Raw genomic sequence first — 20,586 nt, forward strand, 5'->3', positions numbered from 1 at the left:
CCATCAAATTAAACGGTACCTTTTTCATACTGGGAACGCATTTTATTTTTTTCAATTCTATTTTTCTCTTTGATCGCAATATTAGCTTTATATTTTTCAACATTAAAGCCAATTAACGTTAAAAATGGCGCTGAAATAAAAATAGAGCTGTACGTACCAATGATAACACCAAGTAACATTGTAAAACTAAAGCCATGAATAATCTCTCCACCAAAGACATAAAGGGTTAAGACAACAAAGAAAACCAATAAAGAAGTAATAGTGGTTCGAGAGAGTGTTTTGGAGACACAAATATCAATAATTTCTGAAAAATTCGTATTTTTTGTCTCTTCAAGTTCTTCACGAATACGATCAAAAATAATAATAGTATCGTTCAGGGAGTAACCAATCAATGTTAAAACAGCCGCCAATACATCAAGACTAAATTCGATATCGAATAAAATAATAGCCCCTAATGTAATGGTAATATCATGCAACAATGTAATAACAGAAGCAATAGCAAACTTCCATTCAAAACGAACTGCCACATAAATTAAGATACCAATCATTGCTAAAATAGCCGACATAATACCTTTTGATCGTAGTTCACTTCCGATTTTGGGTCCAACAATATCTACTTTTCGAATATCAAAAGCACCCGTATCTTTTAAAAGTGTACGGATATGATCTCCAATATCTTGAGCAACGCTATCACTTACCGTTGAAAAACGAATGACAATCTCTTCAGGTGAACCAAATTCTGTAATCAAGGCACCTGCAAATAATTTATCTTTGGCAAGATCGTCTCGAATCTTATCAATAGGTGCACTTTGCTCATATTTAAGTTGAACAACGGTTCCACCCACAAAATCAACACCATAATTAAATCCTTTGGTAAAAACAAGGACTAAAGAGATGAACGCTAAAATAAGTGTGGTCGCGATAAAAACACGAGCATACTTCATGAAATTGTAAATTATACCTTTTGAAAAAAATTCCATTAGTGACCTCTCTTTTTCATACCAAACCAAAAACGAATGCTGTGGTTTTTTTCAATATAGGACATTAATAGTTCATATATTCCATGGGTTCCCAAAATGGCTGTGAGCATTGAGATCAAGTTACCAATCAACATACTAATGGCAAACCCTTTAATAGGTCCTGTCCCATACACATAAAGGATAACCGAAGAGACCGCTAACGTTAAGTTACCATCGACAATAGCACTCATGGCATTTTCATACCCTTTTTCAACAGCTTGCCGTACGGCAATACCTTGCCGTAAGAGTTCACGAATACGTTCATTAATAATAACATTTGCATCTACGGCCATACCAAGGCTTAAAACAATACCCGCCATACCAGGAAGTGTTAAAGTGGCGCCAAAAAGTGCCATAATGGCAATTAATAAAATAAAGTTAACCAAAAGTGCAAAGCTGGCAAAAACGCCTGCCATATGATAGTACAGTATTAAAAATCCAACAATCAGGAAAAATCCAGAAATTAAAGCAATCGAACTTGCTTGAATACTATCGGCACCCAAAGAAGGACCAACACTTCGTTTTTCAAGCAGTGTCACAGGCGCTAGTAAAGCTCCACTACGAAGAGCAATCGCAACATCGTGTGCCTCTTTAACACTAAAACCACCACTAATCTGTCCGCTACCTCCACCAATACGTTCACGGATAACAGGGTCTGAATAAACTTTGTTATCTAAAACAATCGCTAAACGATTACCAATGTTATTGGCTGTAAAATCGCCAAATATTTTTGCACCCTCAGAATTGAGCGTAAAGTTAATAACAGGCTGATGCATGTCACTAAAGGCAACTTTGGCATCACTGAGCATACTACCATCAAGAACAGGAATCTCTTTTAAGATATGCTTCACTTGTTCACTTCTCGCATCGGGTAAAATAACATCGCCATACTGCGCTGCTTCAATCGGACTCATTGTCGTCGTACGATCTTTTCGCTTTTCATCCACAGCCATCAGTTGTAAATGGGCCGCTTTTGCGATCAATTCACGCGCACGTTGCTCATCTTCCGCTGTTTTAATGCCAGGGAGTTCTACAACAATTTTATCCGTACCCTGTTTAGAAACATTGGGCTCGGCTAAGCCAAATTGATCCAAACGATTACGAATGGTTTCAACCGCTTGTGAAATCGCATATTCGCGAATAAGATCTTTTTCTTTATCATTTAAAGAGAGTGTGTATCGAAGGGACTCTTTCGAGACTTCTAAACCACTAATGGTTTTAAGCATCTCATCAATTTTTTTCTCTTCGTCTTTATCAAGAAGCGTAAAGGTGAGCATCTCTTCATCAATTTTCAAATCGTCAATAATAATATCTCCACTTTGTGCAAAGAATTTAATACTCGAAGCAATAGACTTAACTTTGGATTTGATGGCTTCTTCAGTTTGAACACCCAAAACCATATGCAGACCACCTTGAAGATCAAGACCTAAGGCAATTTTAGCCCCTTTGTCACTTTGCAAAAAAGTAGGCAATGAATAGCCTACTCCGAAAATAATTGCAAGAACAAAGATGACTAAACGGTAACTAATTTTACCACTAAGCATCAATTTTCTTTGCGATATATTCTCGCGAAACCTTCACAATAATGCCATCATCATTAAGCTTAACTTTGATAGAATCTTCTTCAGGTTTCACGACTTCACAGATTAAACCACCGCTAGTAATGACTTTATCGCCTTTTGAAAGTGCATCAATCATTTCTTTGTGTTTTTTTACCTGTTTTTGTTGAGGCCGAATCACTAGAAAATAAAAAATCGCGAAAAGAACAACGAGTGGAAGTAAAGAAGATAATAAACTTGCAGAACCTTGCATGGAAATCCTTTGTGAAAAAAAATTTAGATATCTATTTTACCCGCATTTACATAATAAAAGCCTTTGTTATAGCCCTCTTGCTTTCTGCTTTTATCTACCTCGATTATTTTGAACTAACATTGCTCATACTTAACTCCCTCTTAGCCTTTGCAGGGTTTTACCTCCTCTTGGGCGAAAATCGTGTGGTATGGTTTTGGAGTGGTCTGTTTATTGGGCTTTTATGGTTTTACTGGATTAGTTTTAGTTTTGTCTATTACGATTTGAGCTTTCTCATCCCGTTCATCATTTTCGGTGTGGCTTTCGTTTATGGCGTTCTTTTTTGGCTGATTGGACGCTTTGGAAGCACTATGTATCTCCAAGCACCATTGCTATTTGGAGTAAGCTTTGTCGATCCTTTTGGCTTTAATTGGTTAAAGCTTGAAGTGGTCTTCATTGATACCTATTTTTCAACCACACACCTTGCATTTGGACTTTTTTTAAGCGGAATTACCCTTTTAAAAGCTCTTCCAAAATGGTTTAAAGCAGTAGCGCTGATTCCGCTTCTAGGAGCTCTTTACCAAACAACACCTACGGTGACGCTTCCGAAAATTGATATTGCTATCCCTTCGATGCACATTCCTCAATCCCAGCGTTGGGATGAGAAGTACCAACAAGAGGCGATTGATCTGAATTTTGCGTTGATTGAGCAAGCCATTGCGCAAAATAAAGAGCTGATTATTTTCCCTGAAAGTGCCTTTCCACTCTACCTAAACCGAGCACATCGTTTGATCGAAGCGCTTAAAGCGTATTCTCAAAAGATTACCATTGTTACAGGGTCGTTAACGTATGAAGAGGATCAAGGATTTTTTAACTCGTCGTATCTGTTTCAAAAAGGAGAAATGCAGATTGCCCATAAAATTATTCTGGTTCCGTTTGGTGAAGAGATACCTTTGCCCAGTTTTATGGTTGAGCTCATCAATAAACTCTTTTTCGATGGCGCCAAAGATTATCAAAAAGCAAAAGAGCCGCAAGATTTTGTGATCAATGGAATCTCTTTTCGAAGTGCCATTTGCTATGAAGGAACCAATCCTACACTCTTTGAAGGCAATCCCAAACAGATGATTGTCATCAGCAATAATGCGTGGTTTAGCCCATCCATTGAGCAAACACTGCAATATCTACTTTTACGGTTGTATGCAAAAAAATATCAAACGGTGATTTATCACAGTGCCAATAGTGGAAAAAGCGGAGTCATCCTGCCTTAAAGGCACTCTTTTGAGTGCCTTTAAACGCTTTACATGTAAACTATTTTTTGAGTGCTTTAAAGAGCTCTAAACTGTCCAATTTTTCCCATGGATAATCACTCTGCCCCACTTGTCCACGCGCTGCAACATCGGCATACAAAAAGGTTTCGCCACTTGGCTTATCCAAACCAAATTTTGCAGTAATCCAACGCGGTGTTAAACTAAAAGTTTCAAGCACAAATGTAGAAAGATCATCATCTCCGATGCTAGTATACGTTCCTGACGTATCAACAGCGATAGAGACAGGTTTGGCAACGCCAATAGCGTAAGAGAGTTGAACGGAGCATTTTTTAGCCAGACCTGCAGCTACAATGTGTTTTGCAATCCAACGTGCCGCATACAGTCCACTACGATCAACTTTAGTGTAATCTTTACTCGATTGTGCACCGCCACCAATGGGGGAGTAGCCACCAAAACTATCCACAATCAATTTACGACCCGTGAGTCCAGAATCATGCAATGAACTGTGGTTGACATAACGACCCGTTGGGTTGATGTGAATAATGGTGTTATTGGGATCATAAAGCTCTGTTGGAAGCCCTGTATCGTCAATCAATCCTTTGATGAGAGAACGAACCTCTTCAATGGAGAGATGCTCATTGGAAGGAGCAGAGACAACAATAGTATGAATTTTTTGAGGTTTACACTCTTCAAAATTTTGTTTCGTACCGTAATCCACCGTCACTTGCGTTTTGATATCAACGCCTAGTTTATGGTTATGAGTCAGTGCATAGCTGTAGACTTTATCGCACAGCATTCTGGCATACGTAATCGCAGCAGGCATAAAATCAGCGGTCTCAGAAGAGGCAAATCCAAACATAATGCCTTGATCACCTGCGCCAATTTCACCACTCTCTTGATCAACGCCTTGGTTGATGTCACTGCTTTGTTGGTTAAGCAGTACTTGCACTTTCACATCATCGGGGTGAAGACACTGCTCTTTGGTAAAGGCAGATTTTCCATCATACCCAATTTTTGCCAGTGCATTTTTCACGATTGTTTCATAATCTGTAAAAGAGAGAATACTTTTCGTATTGACCTCGCCACCAATGATGACATGCTTTCCAGCAACAAAAACCTCACTCGCAACGCGTGAATTTTTATCCGCAATAATAAGTGCATCCACAATGCTATCAGCAATGATATCGGCACATTTGTCAGGATGCCCTGGGCTTACCACTTCAGAGGTAAAAAGGTAGTGTTTTGTGTGTTCCATTTTTGTTTTCCATTTCTTTGTTTTCCCGTTTACAAACACGTTTTTTAAAAACACTTGTTTTTTAAAACCCCTGCGGGTATAAAAAATTCGTTTTTTTAAAAACTTTTATGCTTTCGAGCAAAGCATCTCAAGCATAAAGTTTGTAAACTCGTTTTCCATCCTTTTGTTTTCCATTTACGGTTTCAAGAAGAGACGAAACATAAAGTAAAATTAAAAGTTTGAACCAAGGCTCTCTTGAGCCCACCGCTTACTAAGAAGAGTATAATACTCTCTTTATTCTAAAAATTTCTTTGACCATTTTATTACTAAGAAATGATTAGATTCCAGACACCCATGCTTATAAAGGAGAAGAGAATGCCTAAAGCTAGGGCATTAATCAACAATTCTCGATTCAACCCTCCCCTGATGCCAAAGACCACTGCAAGCGTCATCGGAGGCATCGCCGTTTCCAAAAAAGTAACCTTCATCCATTCGGCTTTTAAATCGGCAAAAACGTAAAATCCTATAAGCATCAACAGTGGAGCAATCACCATTTTAAGGCTGAGTGCGACCATGTTTTCTTTAAAGTAAAGCGAGAGCGTTCGAAACTCCAACTTCATGCCTACAATTGCTGTAACCAATGGAATCAATGTCGCTTGAAACTTATCCAGTATGGTTTCAATGAGTGGAGGAAATTCCGTGCCTTGAAACCCAATGGCAACAACGATGGCAAGCAGTGGCGGAGAAAAAGCAACCTGTTTGGCAACATCGCGCACCCGCTGTTCTTGCCCTCCACCCCATGCAATCAGAGGAATGCCAACCGCCATCAAGGCAATAAACGTCCCAATTTGATCGTACACGAGCGCGTAACTGACCGCATGCAACGAGTAAAATGACTCGATGTAGGAAAAGCCCACAAAGCCTGTATTGCCAAAACCGACAATGACCATCATTGTGACGAGATTTTTTCGGTCCAGTTTCATAAAACGCCCAGCAAGATAGCCCAGAGCCAAAGAGAGCGCCATCGTAATGTACGCAATGAGGATAATCAAAAAAACTTCATGGCTAAAGGTCATATGGCGTATTTTGGAAAGGGCAAGGGCTGGGAGGGAAAAGTAGATCACAAACTCGGTTAACGCCTCTGAAATATCGTGTTTGATTTTTTTAAACAGATACCCTAAGGCAACAAAAATAAAGACGGGAGCAACATTTTCAATCATTCTAAACTTCTTTTACATGTAAAGGCAAAAAGGCGCAAAAATTACCACGGTTTCGTCGTGCAATTTTCCAAAGCGTTTTCTAACATACCTAAAAATTTCTCGCGTGATAGGACACACGCACCTAAGGATTGGAGGTGATCGGTCGGTAACTGACAATCAATAAAATCGCCCCCTAAAGCGTTCAACTTTTCACAAAGTCCTACTAAAGCGGCTTTGGAAGCATCACTTTGAGTCGAAAACATCGACTCACCACAAAACACACCGCCAAGATAGAGTCCATACAAACCGCCTACCAATTTTCCCTCACAAAAGGTCTCCACCGAGTGCGCAAACCCTTTTACATGTAACGCACAAAAAGCTTCAATCAAATCTTCACTGATCCAGCTTTTTTGCCCTTTCGCGATCCTTGTTTCCAAACATTGGCGCATCACCTCTTCAAAGCAGGTGTCATAGCGTATCTCAAAATGTTTCATACGTTTGGCTAGACTTTTGGAGATTTTGATGTCGGAGGGAAGCAGAATCAGTCTAGGATTGGGCGACCACCACAGAATCGGATCGCCCTCATTAAACCAAGGGAAAATGCCTTGAACGTACGCACGAAGGAGGCGTTCTGGTTTGAGATCGCCACCCCATGCTAAAAGCCCCTCATCACTCGCCGCCCTTGGATCTGGAAACGTATAATCACGTGCGTGTAACCGAGGGATGAGTATCTTAGTTTCCACCGCTGTAACTAAAGACCAATTTTTTAGACTTGTAATCGATCTTGCACACACCACCATTTTTAAGCTTTCCAAAAAGAACCTCTTCAGAAAGAGGTGTTTTAATCTGCTCTTGAATCACCCGACGCATGACGCGAGCACCCATCTCTTTGCTGTAACCCTCCGTTGCGAGGTATTTTTTAGCTGCCATTGTGGCTTCGATCGCTACATTTTTATCTTTAAGCTGATCGGTGAGTTCGCTCAAAAGCTTCTCAACCACATTGATCATCACCGTCTCAGAGAGTGGCGCAAAATGAATCACCTCATCCAAGCGGTTTCTAAACTCTGGTGAGAAAAACTCCTTAATCGCATGATCCGTTCGTGAACTCTCACTCTTCGTAAAGCCCATCGTTGGCGCTTCTTTCGTTCCAAGATTGGAGGTCATAATGATAATGACATTGCGAAAATCGATCTTTGTGCCATTGTTATCGGTCAAGGTCGCACTGTCAAAAATCTGAAGCAAAATGTTCAGCATATCGGGATGCGCTTTTTCGATCTCATCTAACAGTAACACGGTATACGGGTGTTTTTTGATCGCTTCGCTGAGCTGTCCACCCTCATCGTAGCCTACATATCCCGGAGGTGCCCCGATGAGACGACTGACCGTGTGCTTCTCCATGTATTCACTCATATCGTAACGTTCAAAATGCACACCCAGCTCATATGCAAGCTGTTTGGCCACTTCGGTTTTTCCCACACCCGTAGGGCCTGCAAACAAGAAAGAGCCAATCGGTGAAGTTGGATGCCCAAGACCCGCACGGGAGCGTTTAATCGCTTTGGTAAGAGACTCAATCGCAGCGTCTTGTCCAAAAATCTTAGCCTTAAGATGCGTTTCTAAGTGTTGCATCACCACACCCTCGTCTTTATTCACACTGCGCGTTGGGATATTGGCAATCTTGGCAAGTACGGCTTCAATGTCACTGAGCTCCACCACTTTTTTACGTTTTTTAGCCAAGTGAAACGAAGCGCCCACTTCATCGATCAGATCAATCGCAGAATCGGGTAAAAATTTATCACTGATGTATTTTTTAGCCAGTTCCACGGAAGCACGTATCACTTCTGTTGGATACTTCACGCCATGGTGTTGCTCGTAACTTCCCTTAAGCCCTTTAAGGATCAAAAAGGCGTCTTCAAGGCTTGGTTCTAAAACATCAATCTTGGCAAAACGACGGCTGAGCGCTTTGTCTTTATCGAAGAAATTGCGAAACTCTCCATAGGTTGTAGCACCAATGCAGCGAATTTTTCCCGAAGCAAGGGCTGGTTTAAGCAGGTTGGAAAGATCCATTGAACCACCACTCGTGGCACCAGCTCCCACGATGGTATGAATCTCATCGATAAATAAAATAGCCCCTTTTTTGGCTTCGAGTTCGTTTAATATCTCTTTAAGACGTTTCTCAAAATCGCCTCGGTATTTGGTTCCTGAGAGAAGTGCTCCCATATCGAGGGCATAAACGGGAGTCTCTTTTAAGATTTCAGGCACAGCCCCTTCGCTGATCTTTTCAGCCAACCCTTCAACAATGGCGGTTTTACCGACACCCGGTTCGCCCACAAGCAGAGGATTGTTCTTCTTTCTGCGACACAACACTTGCATGACGCGCTTCACTTCATCGGCTCTGCCAATGAGAGGATCGATCTGTTTTTGCTTCGCAAGCGCAATCAAATCGAGCGTGTATTTTGCCAACGCACTCTCTTTTTGCTCGCCCAAACTTAGCTCTTTATTTTGAGGTGCACTGAGCGCTGTCACCTCTTCAACGATCAAAAGTTTATCAACACCTTGTTGCAGTAAAAGCGAAACACAAAAGGCATTGCCCTCATCCATCAGTGCGATTAAAAGGTCATACACACTCGCTTCTGACTTTCCTGCACTCTTTACATGTAACATCATCGTCTCAATCACACGTGAAAGAGCTACCGTTTCCAAAGGCTCATAACTCTCTTCAGTAGGTACGACTTGAGGATTGGCGACAAAGTATTTCTCCATTGAGCGTTGCAAGAGGGTAATGCTGAGTCCGCAATTAATGAGGAGTTCAGCCACATGTTCATTGCTTAAGAGCGCAAAAAAGAGATGATCGACGGTAATGTATTCGTAGCGATGTTTTCTTACAAATGCGATGGCATCGTTGAAAACGAAATTGAGTTCTTGGTTCACCATAATCTACTCCTTTTTACATTGTACACATTTACCTTGACGTAAGGTAGAAATTTTCACTCTGCTTCCATAATGGCACGAAGGGGAAATTGTTCCTCTTTTGCCATTTTACGTACATGCGCCACTTTAGTCTCAGCGATCTCATACACATACACTCCACAAAGCCCTTTGCCTTGCTCGTGAACATTAAACATGATTTCGTTTGCCTTTTCAAAACTATGATGGAAAATTTGCATCAGCACTTTAATGACAAACTCCATGCTACTATAATCGTCATTGAGTAGCAGAACTTTGTACATGCGTGGCTCTTTGAGCTCGATCGCATCCATTGTCTCGTTTTGAAAATCTCCATTAAAATGGTGCATTGACGCCGCCTCTATTGTGCTGTAATTTTATCGATGTCTTTTTGAATAATATCCAAATCCACTTTACCGATATAAAATTTATTCTCTGGATTCGTACCATAAACATCGGTCACGTTTTGATATTTCCCCGCTTTAAGTAGCACTTTAAACGGTACTTGAAGGGTTCCTTTGTACTGAATGTCTTGAACGATTGTCTCCACCAATTTTTTGTTCTTTGGTGAATTGGTGATGAAATAGTACGCATTGTACCTAGCCGCAAAATTCTCAACGACATACTCATCGCTGACCTCTTCAAAAAAGTTCAAACCAAGGAGCATGACCTCATCGCTGTTTTGAAGCTGAAAGTCCATCAAAGAGGGAGCCTCTTCTTGGCACGGGACACAAAAAGTGCCAAAAATATCGATTAAAACAACTTTGGCTTCATCATCTTCGATAACAAAACCACCATTTTTACGAAGCAAGGTCAACTTCGCACCTGAAACACTTTTAAGCTCTACTTTGTCACCATCTTTATAGGTCTCTTTCACCACAGGCGCACTCGAAGTTTCTGAGCCGCATCCGAGGAATAAAAGAGAAATTGTAATCATGATTAAACGGATAAACTTTTTCATAGTTCCCTCATATAACTTTTGCTTTATTCTACTTTATTTAGATAAATAATATGTAAACTACTCTTTGTAAGCGTAATTTTTGATCGCTGTTTTAGCTTCTCTTTGGGCATCTTTCTCTTTGAGGCTCTCCCGCTTATCGTGCTCATTCTTACCACGCGCTAAGGCAATCTCAACTTTTGCAAGATTTTTGCCATTGAAATAGATCGAAAGTGGCACGATGGTGAGTCCATCTTTGGCAACTTTCATATCCCATTTACGCAACTGCTTCATGTGTAAAAGCAATTTCCTTGGCGCTCTTTCATTGGGCGCATAGTTTAAATTCGCCGTTGAGAGATGCGAAATGTGCGCATTGAGCAAAAACGCTTCCCCTTTGATGATCTTCACAAACGAATCTTTCAGATTCACCCTACTTTGGCGAATCGCCTTCACTTCACTGCCTTGAAGCACAATACCCGCTTCAAGTCTCTCTAAAATTTCATAATCATGAAACGCTTTTTTATTGCGTGCAACAGGTTCACCCATTTTTCACATCTGCCTTGTTTGATAATCTAAAAAAACTGCTTCCACTCCCGCTAAAAAACCATCCCTCTTTCGCATAAACGCTCAGTTCGGGGTACGCTTTTAAGCATGCAGGGAAAAGATCGTTAAGCTCCTCTTTCTTAAAGTGAGCCAACAATTCAGAACTTTTCAGTGCAACCATATTCAAAGCAACGGCTTGATCCATGGATTGCAAGAAATATTCCCTATAGGTTTTATACACGAGCGCGGTATTGCACGCAAGGGGTGGTGTAAACACTTCAAGATTTAAAGCAGGCTCGTCATAGTGTTCAACGATTTCACCGATGCCGCTCACATTGGCACTCGTATACCCTGAGGCAAAAAAAGGAACGTCCGCACCCACTTCGCTTCCAAGACGCATCATCGCTTCAGTATCTAGCCCCAAACCCGCATGCTCATTGAGCATTTTTAAAAACGTTGCACTGTCGCTACTGCCGCCACCAAGACCCGAGCCTGTGGGGATATTTTTCTTTACATGTAAAGCAAAATGACGCATCACCTGCTCAACTTCTTTGGTAAATCCGTGCGATTGGAGCACCTTAAACGTACGATAAAGCGTATTGTGCTCCAGCGCGCAGTTAAAATCGCCTCGTAACTCAAACAGTTCACCGCTCTTTTTAGGAACAAAGGAGAGCGTATCGTACACAGAGGGAACGAGCATAAAGCGTGAGATCAATTCGTGGTAATGACCACGCTTGCCAACAATTTTGAGAAAGATATTGACCTTTGCATGTGCTTGATAATCCATTATTTCAGCTTCTCACTCAAAGATAAGAGGGCATCATGATTGCTATTTTTACTGGCTTCAATGTTCGTTTCTTTAATCGCCTGCTCCAACTCTTCACGAAGGATCAGCATGTTTTTTGGCGCATCAAACCCTAATTTGACCACCCCTTTGGAAATTTCAATAACCCGAACCGTAATATTTTCATTTAAAACAACACCCTCTCCGATTTTTCGTGTGAGTATTAACATGTTACGCCTTTAGCGATAGTGAATTTAGGAGATATTCTACTCCATTTGCGCTGATTTCCACAACGCTGAGCATATCTGCGATAATGATTTGGTAAATGCCCTCTTCATTTTTTTCAAAATTTTCACGCACCAACTTTCGACCCAGTAAAATATCCGAAGGATCGCTAAGGTAAGCATTCAAAGGCAAATCCAGATAGTCCAAAGGGTTGAGCTCTTTTTCATTGTCATAGACAAAATCACCTTCATTGAGACGCTCCAGTGCACTGAGTGCGCCAGAAAACCCCAGTTTCTCCGCGATCAAAGCGCCTATGCTTCGCACATATCCGCCCTCTGAAATCGTAATTTCAAAGGTTAAAAAAGGGTGAATGTAGTGCACCAAATGGCAGTCATAAATGGTACTCGTGATCGCTTTAAGCTCAAATGCTTTATCCGCGCGCGCCAGATCATACGCACGCTGCCCATCAATCTTTTTCGCCGAATATTTTGGAGGCAGATAGGTTTTTTCACCCACCATGCTCTGCAATACAAACGCAACAGAATCAGGATGAAATGCCATCATCTGCTCCACATGTTCGACTTTTTCAATGTCCAATGTCGGACTCGTCGCTCCCAACCAGAGGGTAGCTCTGTACGTTTTTGGCGCTTTTTTCAAAAAACGGAACAATTTTGTAAACTGTCCAAAAGCGATGATAAGAACGCCTTGCGCAAACGGATCGAGCGTGCCCGAAAAGCCCGCTTTTTTGACGTTATAACGTCTCTTAATACGACTTAAAAAATGGTTTGAAACCATACACGAGGGCTTATACGCAACAAAAAGGCGGTTATCCACTAAATCTTCTCCACAAAAGAGGCTAAAATATCCCGTTTGGTACCGCTAAAATTGATCTGCAATTTAAACTCACGCCCTACTTTGCTCACTTCCGTTATACGTCCAATGCCAAAGATCTTGTGCTTGACCAGATCGCCTTTTTTAAACGAGGTGGTTTTTTCTAAAATCAAACTTCCCTCGCACACGCCTGCTTCTTTGAGAAAACGGCTTTTGGTAAGCTCCGTTCTTCGCCCTTTGTAAAAACGACTGCCTGAAAAACTGAGTGTCAGCTCTTTTTTAGCACGTGTAATCGCCACATACCCAAGACGACGTTCTTCTTCAATGTCACTGCCGTCCCCTATGAGAGGGAAAAAGCCCTCTTCCAAACCAATGACAAAGAGGTATTCAAATTCCAAACCTTTGCTCGCATGAATGCTCATAATGGAGATGTTTTCACTATCGATCTGATCTTGGTCGCTCTGCAATGCAAGCTCATTTAAAAAATCATCCACGCCCATTTGAGGGTTTTGCTTTACATAATCACGGAAAAGTCCGTAAAATTCATCGATGTTGGAGAGGCGATCCAACGAGTCAGGCTGATTGGTGTAGTAAGCTTTGATCGCAAAAGATTCTTCAATGGCATCGATCATATCGTACGTTGAATTTTCTTGAATGCTCTGCATGTGTGCGATGTTTTGCACAAACTCTTTCAGCGCCAAAGAGGCCTTTTTCGTCGCCTCTTTTTCAATCGCAGCTTCGTTACATGTAATGTACTCATAAATCGATTGATGGTTATCGTAGGCTGATTTGATGATGCGCTCAATCGTCACTTTTCCAAGCCCACGTTTGGGACGATTGATAATGCGTTTGATCGAAAAATCATCATGAGGATTGGCAATGACGCGCAGGTAACTGATGACATCTTTGACCTCAGCACGCTCGTAAAACTTCACACCACCGACCATATTGTAAGGAATTTTCTCTTTATTGAGCCCCTCTTCTAATGAACGGCTGAGCGCATTGATGCGGTATAAAACAGCGATTTCATGAGGGTTGACACCACTTTCAATGAGCTTTCGAATCCGCTTTGCAATCGTATGCGCTTCTTGATTTTCGTCGTGTGAATCCAACACATCAATCGCTTTGCCATCACCCTTCGTACTCTCAAGTACTTTGCCAATGCGTCCACGGTTATGCTCGATAAGATCGTTTGCTGCTTTAAGAATTTGGGTTGTGGATCGGTAATTTTTCTCTAACTTAACGATTTTAACATTGTCAAACGACTCGTGAAACTCTAAAATATTTTTGATATTCGCCCCACGCCAACCGTAAATACTCTGGTCATCATCGCCCACAACACAGAGATTGTTGTGCGTAAAACAGAGTTTGCGAAGCAGTTTGTATTGTAGTTCATTTGTATCTTGGTACTCATCGACCATAATGTACTGATAGCGCTTGCTCACCTCTTCACACAAAGCATCATCACCCTCTAAAATTTTATAAGGAAGGACTAAAAGGTCATCAAAATCAACCAAATTGTTGGATTGTAAGTAGTCTTCGTACTGCTCGTAAAGCTTGGCAATCACTTGATAACTCTTCTGCTCCGCTTTTTCCCACGCCACTTTTGGGTCAATTAAGGAGGTTTTATAGCGTGAAATCTCGCTGGCGATCATGCCCGTTGAAAGTTCTGTGCTCGTACTAAAACTTTTTAAGATGCGCTTTTTATCATCGGTATCGATGACCACAAAGCTGTTCTTTCGCCCTATTTTTTCAATGTGAAACTTTAAAAAAAGCAGACCAAATTTATGAAAGGTACACAAGAGTGGCGGATAGCTGTGCTCTTCGATCATCGCCATCGCACGTTCTCGCATCTCACTGGCGGCTTTGTTGGTAAAGGTAAGCGTTAAGGTGTTCGCAGGAGGAATTCCTAAAGAGAGCAGGTACGCCAAGCGTGACGTAATCGTCTTGGTTTTACCACTGCCTGCACCTGCTAAGATAAGGACAGGACCATCGACACATTTGACTGCATCTTGTTGTGATTCGTTTAACATCGCTAAATCTTGCATGCGTTATCTACTTTTTGATGATATAAATTGTATTTATTATAGCGAAAAAAGTTTAAGCAAAACTCCGTACCTTTCTGACACACGCATATCTCATATAAATAGAGTCTTGATCAAAGAATATGAATCGAAAAATACATTGTTTTTGCTATTATTTTTTGTTATAATCAATGCAAGTTATAAAAGAAAATTATAAGGATTATTTCATGCTTAAAGATTTCTCCAAAGTAGAAACCTTTTTAACCGTTGTGCGCGAAAAGAGCTTCTCCAAAGCCTCTAAAAAACTGGGCATTAGCCAGCCTGCTGTCACGCAACAGATCAAACTCTTAGAAGAATACCTCGATATTCAAATCGTCGATCGTAAAAAAAATGGTATTAAACTCACGACCGCAGGCGAAGAGCTTTACAAAGTAGCCCTCAAGCTTGAAAAACACCTCTTAGCGGCTGAGCGCGAAATGCTTCGCTTGGTCAATAAAGAGGTTATTTTTGTCCTTGGTGCCTCACCTGTGATTGGCAATTATATCTTGCCAGATTTTCTCAATGACATCCAAGAGGCAATCAAAAACAATGTGATGCTCAAAGTGGAAGATGCGCTGGATATTACGGAAAAACTGATCGATCGAAAAGTCGATTTGGCGTTGATTGAAGCGCCTATTTTTCAAGAAGGGATTATTTACCGCGAATGGTTAGAAGATGAACTCGTCATCACAAGCCGTTCCCCTCTTCCAAAGCTTGTTAAAAAAGAGGATCTGCTCTCTTACAACTGGATTTGCCGTGAAGAAGAGTCCAATACGCGCAAAATCATTCATGAAACGTTTGAAAAGATGGATATTGATTGTAAAAGTTTTAAGGTTAAGAGCATTGTCACAAGCTCAACCGCAGTCAAACACACCCTGATGAAAGCGAACATTGAAGAGACCCCAACTGTTTCGATTCTCTCAAAACATATTGTGGCAGATGAAGTGGAACAAGGTCTTTTATTTACAACGAAAATGAAAGGGCTGAAGCTCACACGTATGCTCTATCTTTGCTACATCAAAGACCGCAAGCATGATGCACTCATCGACAGTGTCATCAACTACATTATGAACAAACACGATATTAAAGCCTAAAGACTACTTTTTAATTAAGTTGTGATTGTTGGGATTGGACATAAGCGCTTCCATGGAGCGCTTAATTCCCGTCTCTTTAGGCACTTGAGTTGCTGCTTTTGGCGGTGTGCTTAAGTTAATAAACACAGGAATCTCTTCAATAATAATCTGCAAAATGGCCTCAATTGGCAAAGAGACCAATGAGCCAAAATTATCACTTCCAAAACCTGCTTCAAAACTGATTCTGCCGTTGTAAATTTGGGTACTCTCAAACGTGTATCCTGCTAAAAAGAACATCGTTATGGGTTTAAAATTTTGACTGATATGAGAAGGAAGGGCTGGATCAAATGTCACATCAGCGATGTTGGTCAAAATCGAAAAATTAACACCCCGTTTAAGAAGCATCTCCAACACCTCTTTGGCGTGTTTTTTCATCAAGCCGTGAAACTCTTCACTTCCTAGTAAGCCTTCAAGCATCGCACATTCCTTTAAATTCTGCCAAGATAGATTCGATCTCTCCAATTCCCAGTTGCCAAAAACCCTCATCTTCAATATCAAACCCAAACTTTTTAATCAGCTCTTTAGGACTTTGACTGCCCCCAGCACTTAAAAAAGTGGTGTAGTTTTGCACAAAAAGAGCTTTATCGCTTTTTTTGTAAAGTCCGTACAGCGCTAAGACGAGTAACTGCCCGTAACTGTAGGCGTAGCAGTAAAAAGGAGAATGGATAAAATGGGGAATATAACTCCACCACAGCGCATAATCTTTGCTCAGCGTAATGCTTTTGCCAAACATCTTTTGGCTCTCTTGCATCCAGTATTGATTAAACGTTTCAAGGTCCAACTCGCCCTCATGTGCATGTACTTTGCGCTCAAAGGTCGTAAAGTTGATTTGACGGTAAAGTGTGGAAAAAATATCTTCGATTTTACTCGCATACAAAGAGCGTTTTTCGCTCGCGCTTAAGTTATCTTTGATCGCATCAAAAATAAGCATCTCCGCAAACACCGAAGCGGTTTCAGAGGTCGTCAAGGGCGTGTCACTTCCAAGGTAGCCCACACCGCGTGAAAGGTACTGATGAATCGCGTGCCCTAACTCATGCGCTAAAGTAAAAAGATCGCGCCTGGTGTCCGTGTGGTTAAGAAGCACGTACGGATGGGTCGAAGGCGTTGCTGGATGCGAAAAAGCGCCCCCTCGTTTTTTATCTTTAGGAAATACGTCGATCCACCCTTTTTCAAACGCCATTGTGGCAATTTCATGAAATTTAGGATTGAATTTTGCAAAGGCATCTAAGACAATCGCTTTGGATGTCTCAAAATCAAATGAGGCACTGGAAGCTTCAAGTGGTGCGTAGCGGTCGTACTCATACAGCTCATCAAGCCCCAAAAGTTTTGCTTTTTGCACGTAATACTCTTGCACCAAGGAAAAGCTGCTCTCTGCACTTTTGACCAAAGCATCGACACTTTTTTGGGTGATTTTATTGTCCATATGGCGTGGTTGTTCGGCATTTTTGTAGCCACGAAGTTCGCAATCACTCGCAAGATCGGTTTTAATCATGTTAAAAATATACGCAAGAAGCGGTTGATGCGGTTTGAGTCCTTTGGTAAAGGCACTCGCTGCTTTTTGTCTCACACTACGATCACCGTCTTGAAGTTTGCTCAAAATCTCCTCTTCCGAGAGCTTTTGCCCTTCATAGGAAAATTTGAGGCGACTGAAATGCTCATCAAAAAGGCGGCTAAATGCTGAAGCAGAGGTCATATCTTTTTTAAGTAAAATGCGCTCCTCTTTTTGGCTGAGCTGATACGGTTTTTCTTCAACCAATGATTCTAAATAGTAGGTGTACATTGGAGCCGAAGCGATCAACTCTTCTTGTTTTGGTTTGGAGAGTTTGTTAAATTCAAGTTCAAAAAAGAGAAGATTTTCAGCAATATTGGAGTGAGCTTGTTGATATTTGGCGTAAAAGCCGCCATTGTCACTGTTGGTGGCAAATTTTAAAAAAGCATAGGTCATAATGCGCCCAAGCTTCTCGTTGATCGATTCGTATTCGCGAATGGACTCTAAAAATTCGTTGACATGCAACTCTTTGAGCTTGCCTTTGCAGACCGACTCCAAGCTTTTCGCACGCGATGCCGCATCTTTTAAATCTGCTTCTAGCAACGCTTCGTTTTCATACAGTGCTGATAAATCCCAATTCAAAATTCAATCCTTAATAGATACTTTTTTAATTATTCTAAACCCTATAAGTGCATTCATTATAGCAAATTTCTCTGCTTTTTGAAGGCTTTTGATGTCTAAAACTTCAGCCTTCAATTCGCCGCAAGAGAGCAGTCGTGCGCGCGTGGTTCCCTCCAAAAGTGGATGAAGGGGTGTTTTCCACTCCCCATCGATGAAAAGCGCGATATTGGCAATGCTCGTGTCTTTGAGCTCACCTTTACATGTAAAGAGAATATCATCAACATCCTCGCGCAGATGGGCATTCAATGCTTCTCGGTTGCAATACTTATACGCGTAGTCTATGTCCGCTTCTACGAGTGAAAATGTGTGGAAGTCACGCGGTGTGTAGGGAAGATACTCAATCTTTTGAACTGTTTGGGCATATTCGACGCGCACTTTACATGTAAACGTTTTGGGTGGATTTAAATGCTCTAAAAGTGCGATTTTCTGCGTTGATCCATAAAGCTCTTGGCGCGTTTTATCAAAGCGTGCTTGATGAAACGAAAGATGCTGTACTTCGCCATTGACCGCTTTGAGCGTTTCAAAACACGGGGATATAGACTTTATCACACAGCTCATCGTACTCCTTTTGGGCATCGCTTAAAAGCGTGATACCTCCACCACTTTTAAACACACAACCCTCTTTTGTCTTTTCCAAAAAACGGATCATTACGGCACTGTCCAAACTTTTCCCATCGTACACACCAAAAATACCCGTAAAATAGCCTCGATCATACCCTTCAAGACGTTCTATGATCTCCACACTGCTCCGCTTTGGCGTACCGCTAATAGAGCCTGCTGGAAGCAGTTTGGCTATGATGGTGCCTACGTTTTCATGCCAATTCTCATCCAATTTTCCCGTGATTTTGGAGCTTACATGTAAAAGCTCTTTGGTGCCTGCTTGAATCGTTTCGACATAGCGAAACTGCTCAACACGCACTTCACGCGAGACCATCGAGAGGTCATTACGCAAAAGATCCACGACCATCACATGCTCCGCTTTTTCTTTCTCATCGTTTAAAATCATTTCTTCCGCATTGGGAATGCTCGCATCAATGGTGCCTTTCATCGGATAGGTGCTGATCTGATTGTTTTTGAGTTGCACAAAACGCTCAGGCGAAAAGCAGACAAAGTGCTCGTGATAGCACAGTTTAAACGGAGCATTGGCGGTATAAAAAAGAGTTTCAAGGGAGCCTGAAAACTCAACGTTGGTCGGTGCTGTAAGGTTAAGCAGATAGGTGTTGCCCGCTTTGATTGCTTCAATAACCGCGTCACATTGAGCGAAATAGTGCTCTTTGGAAGGAGGCGTTTTACTCCACGAAACATCTTTACATGTAAACGCTTTAGAAGCGTTACTTTGGCTCTCTAACTGGTACAAAATGCCGCTTGGAACGGCATCGAGGGCGAATACCTCAAACTGTTTTGCTGCATAATCAATCACAAAGAAAAAAGGCGTTCGCGCTTTGCCAAACGCATTGAGTTTAGAGGCAAACTCAATGTTCAATCAGCTTCTCCAAAACCGCCATTCGCACTGCCACACCGTTTTTAACTTGCTCTAAAATTTTGGAGCGTGGATCTTTCATCATAAAATCATCCACATCGACATTGCGATGCACTGGGCCTGGATGAAGGATGATAATATCACGCTCCCCCATCAGTTTGGAAGTGATGCAAAAATCGGTTCCATAATCTTTTAAAGAGGCATAAATCTGATTGGCATGACGCTCGGTTTGCGCACGCAAACTCATAATGACATCGACCTCATCGATCACCTCTTCGATGCTATGGTGCACACGAAGATCGGTCTGGGGCAAGAAATGCGGAGGCCCAACCAAAATGACTTCAACACCCACACGTCCTAAAAGTTCGATATTGCTGTTGGCAACGCGTGAATTTTTAATGTCTCCCACTATCGCCACTTTTTTACCTTTAACATCGCCAAAATGACGCTTCATCGTAAAAAGATCTAACAGCGCTTGGGTTGGGTGAGCATGGCTTCCATCACCGCCATTGACGATAGGACAGTTGACATAATTGGCTAAGATGTGAGGCACACCTGAGCTTTTATGGCGCACAACAATCGCGTCAGGTCCCATCGCATCAAGGTTAGCTGCGGTATCAAACAACGTTTCACCTTTACTCGAAGAGCTGCGTGAGACATCAAGACTTACAACCATTGCGCCAAGGCGTTTGGCTGCGATTTCAAAACTGCTTCGTGTCCTCGTTGAGTTTTCAAAAAAGATGGTGATGACCGTTTTATTTTTCAAAATTTCGCGTGGTTTTTCATCCAAAAACTCGGTTGCTCGCTCAAACAACTGCTCTATCTCTTCCAACGAAAAATCCCGTGTATTTATCAAATGGTTCACGCACCGCTCCTTGATGATTTTGCGAAAATAATAACAAATTTTGACTGTAAGTTTCGTTAACACTTCGTTCAATTGCATGTGCTACAATTCGCAAATAAGGAGTA

Annotated in this window: 21 protein-coding genes; 2 read left to right on the forward strand and 19 right to left on the reverse strand. The window is 41.6% G+C overall.

Translation table 11 applies throughout. From position 1 onward, the window contains the following. Positions 1 to 8 precede the first annotated feature (8 nt). The 3 genes from secF to yajC are packed head-to-tail and all read right to left on the reverse strand — an operon-like array spanning position 9 to position 2,831. Positions 9 to 980 carry a protein translocase subunit SecF gene (gene secF, locus SMUL_RS11260; protein ID WP_025345361.1) on the reverse strand — a complete coding sequence of 324 codons (972 nt, stop codon included), beginning with the start codon at positions 978 to 980 and terminating at the stop codon, positions 9 to 11. Further along, positions 980 to 2,563, reverse strand: coding sequence for a protein translocase subunit SecD (gene secD / locus SMUL_RS11265; protein WP_025345362.1), 1,584 nt, complete (start codon positions 2,561 to 2,563; stop codon positions 980 to 982). The genes secF and secD overlap by 1 nt, the downstream gene beginning before the upstream one ends. Beyond that, on the reverse strand, positions 2,556 to 2,831 hold the full coding sequence (gene yajC / locus SMUL_RS11270) for a preprotein translocase subunit YajC (protein WP_025345363.1): 276 nt from the start codon (positions 2,829 to 2,831) through the stop codon (positions 2,556 to 2,558). Before yajC ends, secD begins: the two co-directional genes overlap by 8 nt. Before the next feature lie 11 nt (positions 2,832 to 2,842). Here yajC and SMUL_RS11275 point away from each other — a divergent pair, with 11 nt between their 5' ends. Then, positions 2,843 to 4,075, forward strand: a complete 1,233-nt coding sequence (locus tag SMUL_RS11275; RefSeq protein ID WP_025345364.1) for an apolipoprotein N-acyltransferase — start codon at positions 2,843 to 2,845, stop codon at positions 4,073 to 4,075. A gap of 40 nt (positions 4,076 to 4,115) precedes the next feature. Here SMUL_RS11275 and metK read toward each other — a convergent pair whose 3' ends face one another. The 11 genes from metK to SMUL_RS11330 all read right to left on the reverse strand — a co-directional run bounded on the left by metK (position 4,116) and on the right by SMUL_RS11330 (position 14,819). After that, positions 4,116 to 5,330 carry a methionine adenosyltransferase gene (metK, locus tag SMUL_RS11280; RefSeq protein WP_025345365.1) on the reverse strand — a complete coding sequence of 405 codons (1,215 nt, stop codon included), beginning with the start codon at positions 5,328 to 5,330 and terminating at the stop codon, positions 4,116 to 4,118. A 305-nt stretch (positions 5,331 to 5,635) separates the two neighbouring features. Beyond that, complete coding sequence (locus SMUL_RS11285) at positions 5,636 to 6,529, reverse strand: AEC family transporter (RefSeq protein ID WP_025345366.1); 894 nt, start codon at positions 6,527 to 6,529, stop codon at positions 5,636 to 5,638. Positions 6,530 to 6,570: 41 nt separating this feature from the next. After that, positions 6,571 to 7,251, reverse strand: coding sequence for a leucyl/phenylalanyl-tRNA--protein transferase (gene aat / locus SMUL_RS11290; protein ID WP_051492696.1), 681 nt, complete (start codon positions 7,249 to 7,251; stop codon positions 6,571 to 6,573). Continuing rightward, entirely contained in the window at positions 7,241 to 9,439 is a 2,199-nt protein-coding gene (clpA, locus tag SMUL_RS11295; protein WP_025345368.1) for an ATP-dependent Clp protease ATP-binding subunit ClpA, read from the reverse strand. Before clpA ends, aat begins: the two co-directional genes overlap by 11 nt. A gap of 53 nt (positions 9,440 to 9,492) precedes the next feature. Further along, positions 9,493 to 9,801, reverse strand: coding sequence for an ATP-dependent Clp protease adaptor ClpS (locus tag SMUL_RS11300; protein ID WP_025345369.1), 309 nt, complete (start codon positions 9,799 to 9,801; stop codon positions 9,493 to 9,495). Between the two features lie 11 nt (positions 9,802 to 9,812). Beyond that, complete coding sequence (locus SMUL_RS11305; protein ID WP_025345370.1) at positions 9,813 to 10,412, reverse strand: thioredoxin domain-containing protein; 600 nt, start codon at positions 10,410 to 10,412, stop codon at positions 9,813 to 9,815. A 57-nt stretch (positions 10,413 to 10,469) separates the two neighbouring features. After that, positions 10,470 to 10,934 (reverse strand): SsrA-binding protein SmpB, encoded by a 465-nt coding sequence (gene smpB / locus SMUL_RS11310; protein WP_025345371.1) that lies wholly within the window; start codon positions 10,932 to 10,934, stop codon positions 10,470 to 10,472. Further along, positions 10,927 to 11,718 carry a 4-(cytidine 5'-diphospho)-2-C-methyl-D-erythritol kinase gene (locus SMUL_RS11315; protein WP_025345372.1) on the reverse strand — a complete coding sequence of 264 codons (792 nt, stop codon included), beginning with the start codon at positions 11,716 to 11,718 and terminating at the stop codon, positions 10,927 to 10,929. Before SMUL_RS11315 ends, smpB begins: the two co-directional genes overlap by 8 nt. Beyond that, positions 11,718 to 11,945 (reverse strand): carbon storage regulator CsrA, encoded by a 228-nt coding sequence (gene csrA / locus SMUL_RS11320; RefSeq protein WP_025345373.1) that lies wholly within the window; start codon positions 11,943 to 11,945, stop codon positions 11,718 to 11,720. Before csrA ends, SMUL_RS11315 begins: the two co-directional genes overlap by 1 nt. Before the next feature lies 1 nt (position 11,946). Continuing rightward, positions 11,947 to 12,774 (reverse strand): tRNA pseudouridine(55) synthase TruB, encoded by an 828-nt coding sequence (gene truB, locus SMUL_RS11325; protein ID WP_025345374.1) that lies wholly within the window; start codon positions 12,772 to 12,774, stop codon positions 11,947 to 11,949. Next, complete coding sequence (locus tag SMUL_RS11330; RefSeq protein ID WP_025345375.1) at positions 12,774 to 14,819, reverse strand: ATP-dependent helicase; 2,046 nt, start codon at positions 14,817 to 14,819, stop codon at positions 12,774 to 12,776. Before SMUL_RS11330 ends, truB begins: the two co-directional genes overlap by 1 nt. Positions 14,820 to 15,022: 203 nt before the next feature. Here SMUL_RS11330 and SMUL_RS11335 point away from each other — a divergent pair, with 203 nt between their 5' ends. Continuing rightward, positions 15,023 to 15,928: a LysR family transcriptional regulator gene (locus SMUL_RS11335; protein ID WP_025345376.1), complete on the forward strand. Its 906-nt coding sequence runs from the start codon at positions 15,023 to 15,025 to the stop codon at positions 15,926 to 15,928. Between the two features lie 3 nt (positions 15,929 to 15,931). On the opposite strand, the gene SMUL_RS11340 is transcribed toward SMUL_RS11335, so the two are convergent. The 5 genes from SMUL_RS11340 to SMUL_RS11360 are packed head-to-tail and all read right to left on the reverse strand — an operon-like array spanning position 15,932 to position 20,482. Beyond that, positions 15,932 to 16,384 (reverse strand): hypothetical protein, encoded by a 453-nt coding sequence (locus tag SMUL_RS11340; RefSeq protein ID WP_025345377.1) that lies wholly within the window; start codon positions 16,382 to 16,384, stop codon positions 15,932 to 15,934. Further along, positions 16,377 to 18,101, reverse strand: coding sequence for a M3 family oligoendopeptidase (locus tag SMUL_RS11345; RefSeq protein ID WP_025345378.1), 1,725 nt, complete (start codon positions 18,099 to 18,101; stop codon positions 16,377 to 16,379). Before SMUL_RS11345 ends, SMUL_RS11340 begins: the two co-directional genes overlap by 8 nt. Beyond that, the gene (locus SMUL_RS11350; RefSeq protein ID WP_025345379.1) at positions 18,102 to 18,695 is read right to left on the reverse strand and encodes an aminotransferase class IV; all 594 of its coding nucleotides are present in this window, start codon (positions 18,693 to 18,695) and stop codon (positions 18,102 to 18,104) included. It lies immediately after the preceding gene. Then, positions 18,658 to 19,620: an aminodeoxychorismate synthase component I gene (locus SMUL_RS11355; protein WP_223809697.1), complete on the reverse strand. Its 963-nt coding sequence runs from the start codon at positions 19,618 to 19,620 to the stop codon at positions 18,658 to 18,660. Before SMUL_RS11355 ends, SMUL_RS11350 begins: the two co-directional genes overlap by 38 nt. Next, entirely contained in the window at positions 19,610 to 20,482 is an 873-nt protein-coding gene (locus SMUL_RS11360) for an aspartate carbamoyltransferase catalytic subunit (RefSeq protein ID WP_025345381.1), read from the reverse strand. Before SMUL_RS11360 ends, SMUL_RS11355 begins: the two co-directional genes overlap by 11 nt. Positions 20,483 to 20,586: the final 104 nt, after the last annotated feature.

The organism is Sulfurospirillum multivorans DSM 12446 (assembly GCF_000568815.1).
GTDB lineage: Bacteria > Campylobacterota > Campylobacteria > Campylobacterales > Sulfurospirillaceae > Sulfurospirillum > Sulfurospirillum multivorans.

What these genes read in the sequence shown, in the direction of transcription:
- secF (WP_025345361.1), bottom strand. Translation starts at nt 980, where the DNA reads ATGGAATTTTTTTCAAAAGGTATAATTTACAATTTCATGAAGTATGCT.
- secD (WP_025345362.1), bottom strand. Translation starts at nt 2,563, where the DNA reads ATGCTTAGTGGTAAAATTAGTTACCGTTTAGTCATCTTTGTTCTTGCA.
- yajC (WP_025345363.1), bottom strand. Translation starts at nt 2,831, where the DNA reads ATGCAAGGTTCTGCAAGTTTATTATCTTCTTTACTTCCACTCGTTGTT.
- metK (WP_025345365.1), bottom strand. Translation starts at nt 5,330, where the DNA reads ATGGAACACACAAAACACTACCTTTTTACCTCTGAAGTGGTAAGCCCA.
- SMUL_RS11285 (WP_025345366.1), bottom strand. Translation starts at nt 6,529, where the DNA reads ATGATTGAAAATGTTGCTCCCGTCTTTATTTTTGTTGCCTTAGGGTAT.
- clpA (WP_025345368.1), bottom strand. Translation starts at nt 9,439, where the DNA reads ATGGTGAACCAAGAACTCAATTTCGTTTTCAACGATGCCATCGCATTT.
- SMUL_RS11300 (WP_025345369.1), bottom strand. Translation starts at nt 9,801, where the DNA reads ATGCACCATTTTAATGGAGATTTTCAAAACGAGACAATGGATGCGATC.
- SMUL_RS11305 (WP_025345370.1), bottom strand. Translation starts at nt 10,412, where the DNA reads ATGAAAAAGTTTATCCGTTTAATCATGATTACAATTTCTCTTTTATTC.
- smpB (WP_025345371.1), bottom strand. Translation starts at nt 10,934, where the DNA reads ATGGGTGAACCTGTTGCACGCAATAAAAAAGCGTTTCATGATTATGAA.
- SMUL_RS11315 (WP_025345372.1), bottom strand. Translation starts at nt 11,718, where the DNA reads ATGGATTATCAAGCACATGCAAAGGTCAATATCTTTCTCAAAATTGTT.
- csrA (WP_025345373.1), bottom strand. Translation starts at nt 11,945, where the DNA reads ATGTTAATACTCACACGAAAAATCGGAGAGGGTGTTGTTTTAAATGAA.
- SMUL_RS11330 (WP_025345375.1), bottom strand. Translation starts at nt 14,819, where the DNA reads ATGCAAGATTTAGCGATGTTAAACGAATCACAACAAGATGCAGTCAAA.
- SMUL_RS11335 (WP_025345376.1), top strand. Translation starts at nt 15,023, where the DNA reads ATGCTTAAAGATTTCTCCAAAGTAGAAACCTTTTTAACCGTTGTGCGC.
- SMUL_RS11340 (WP_025345377.1), bottom strand. Translation starts at nt 16,384, where the DNA reads ATGCTTGAAGGCTTACTAGGAAGTGAAGAGTTTCACGGCTTGATGAAA.
- SMUL_RS11350 (WP_025345379.1), bottom strand. Translation starts at nt 18,695, where the DNA reads ATGAGCTGTGTGATAAAGTCTATATCCCCGTGTTTTGAAACGCTCAAA.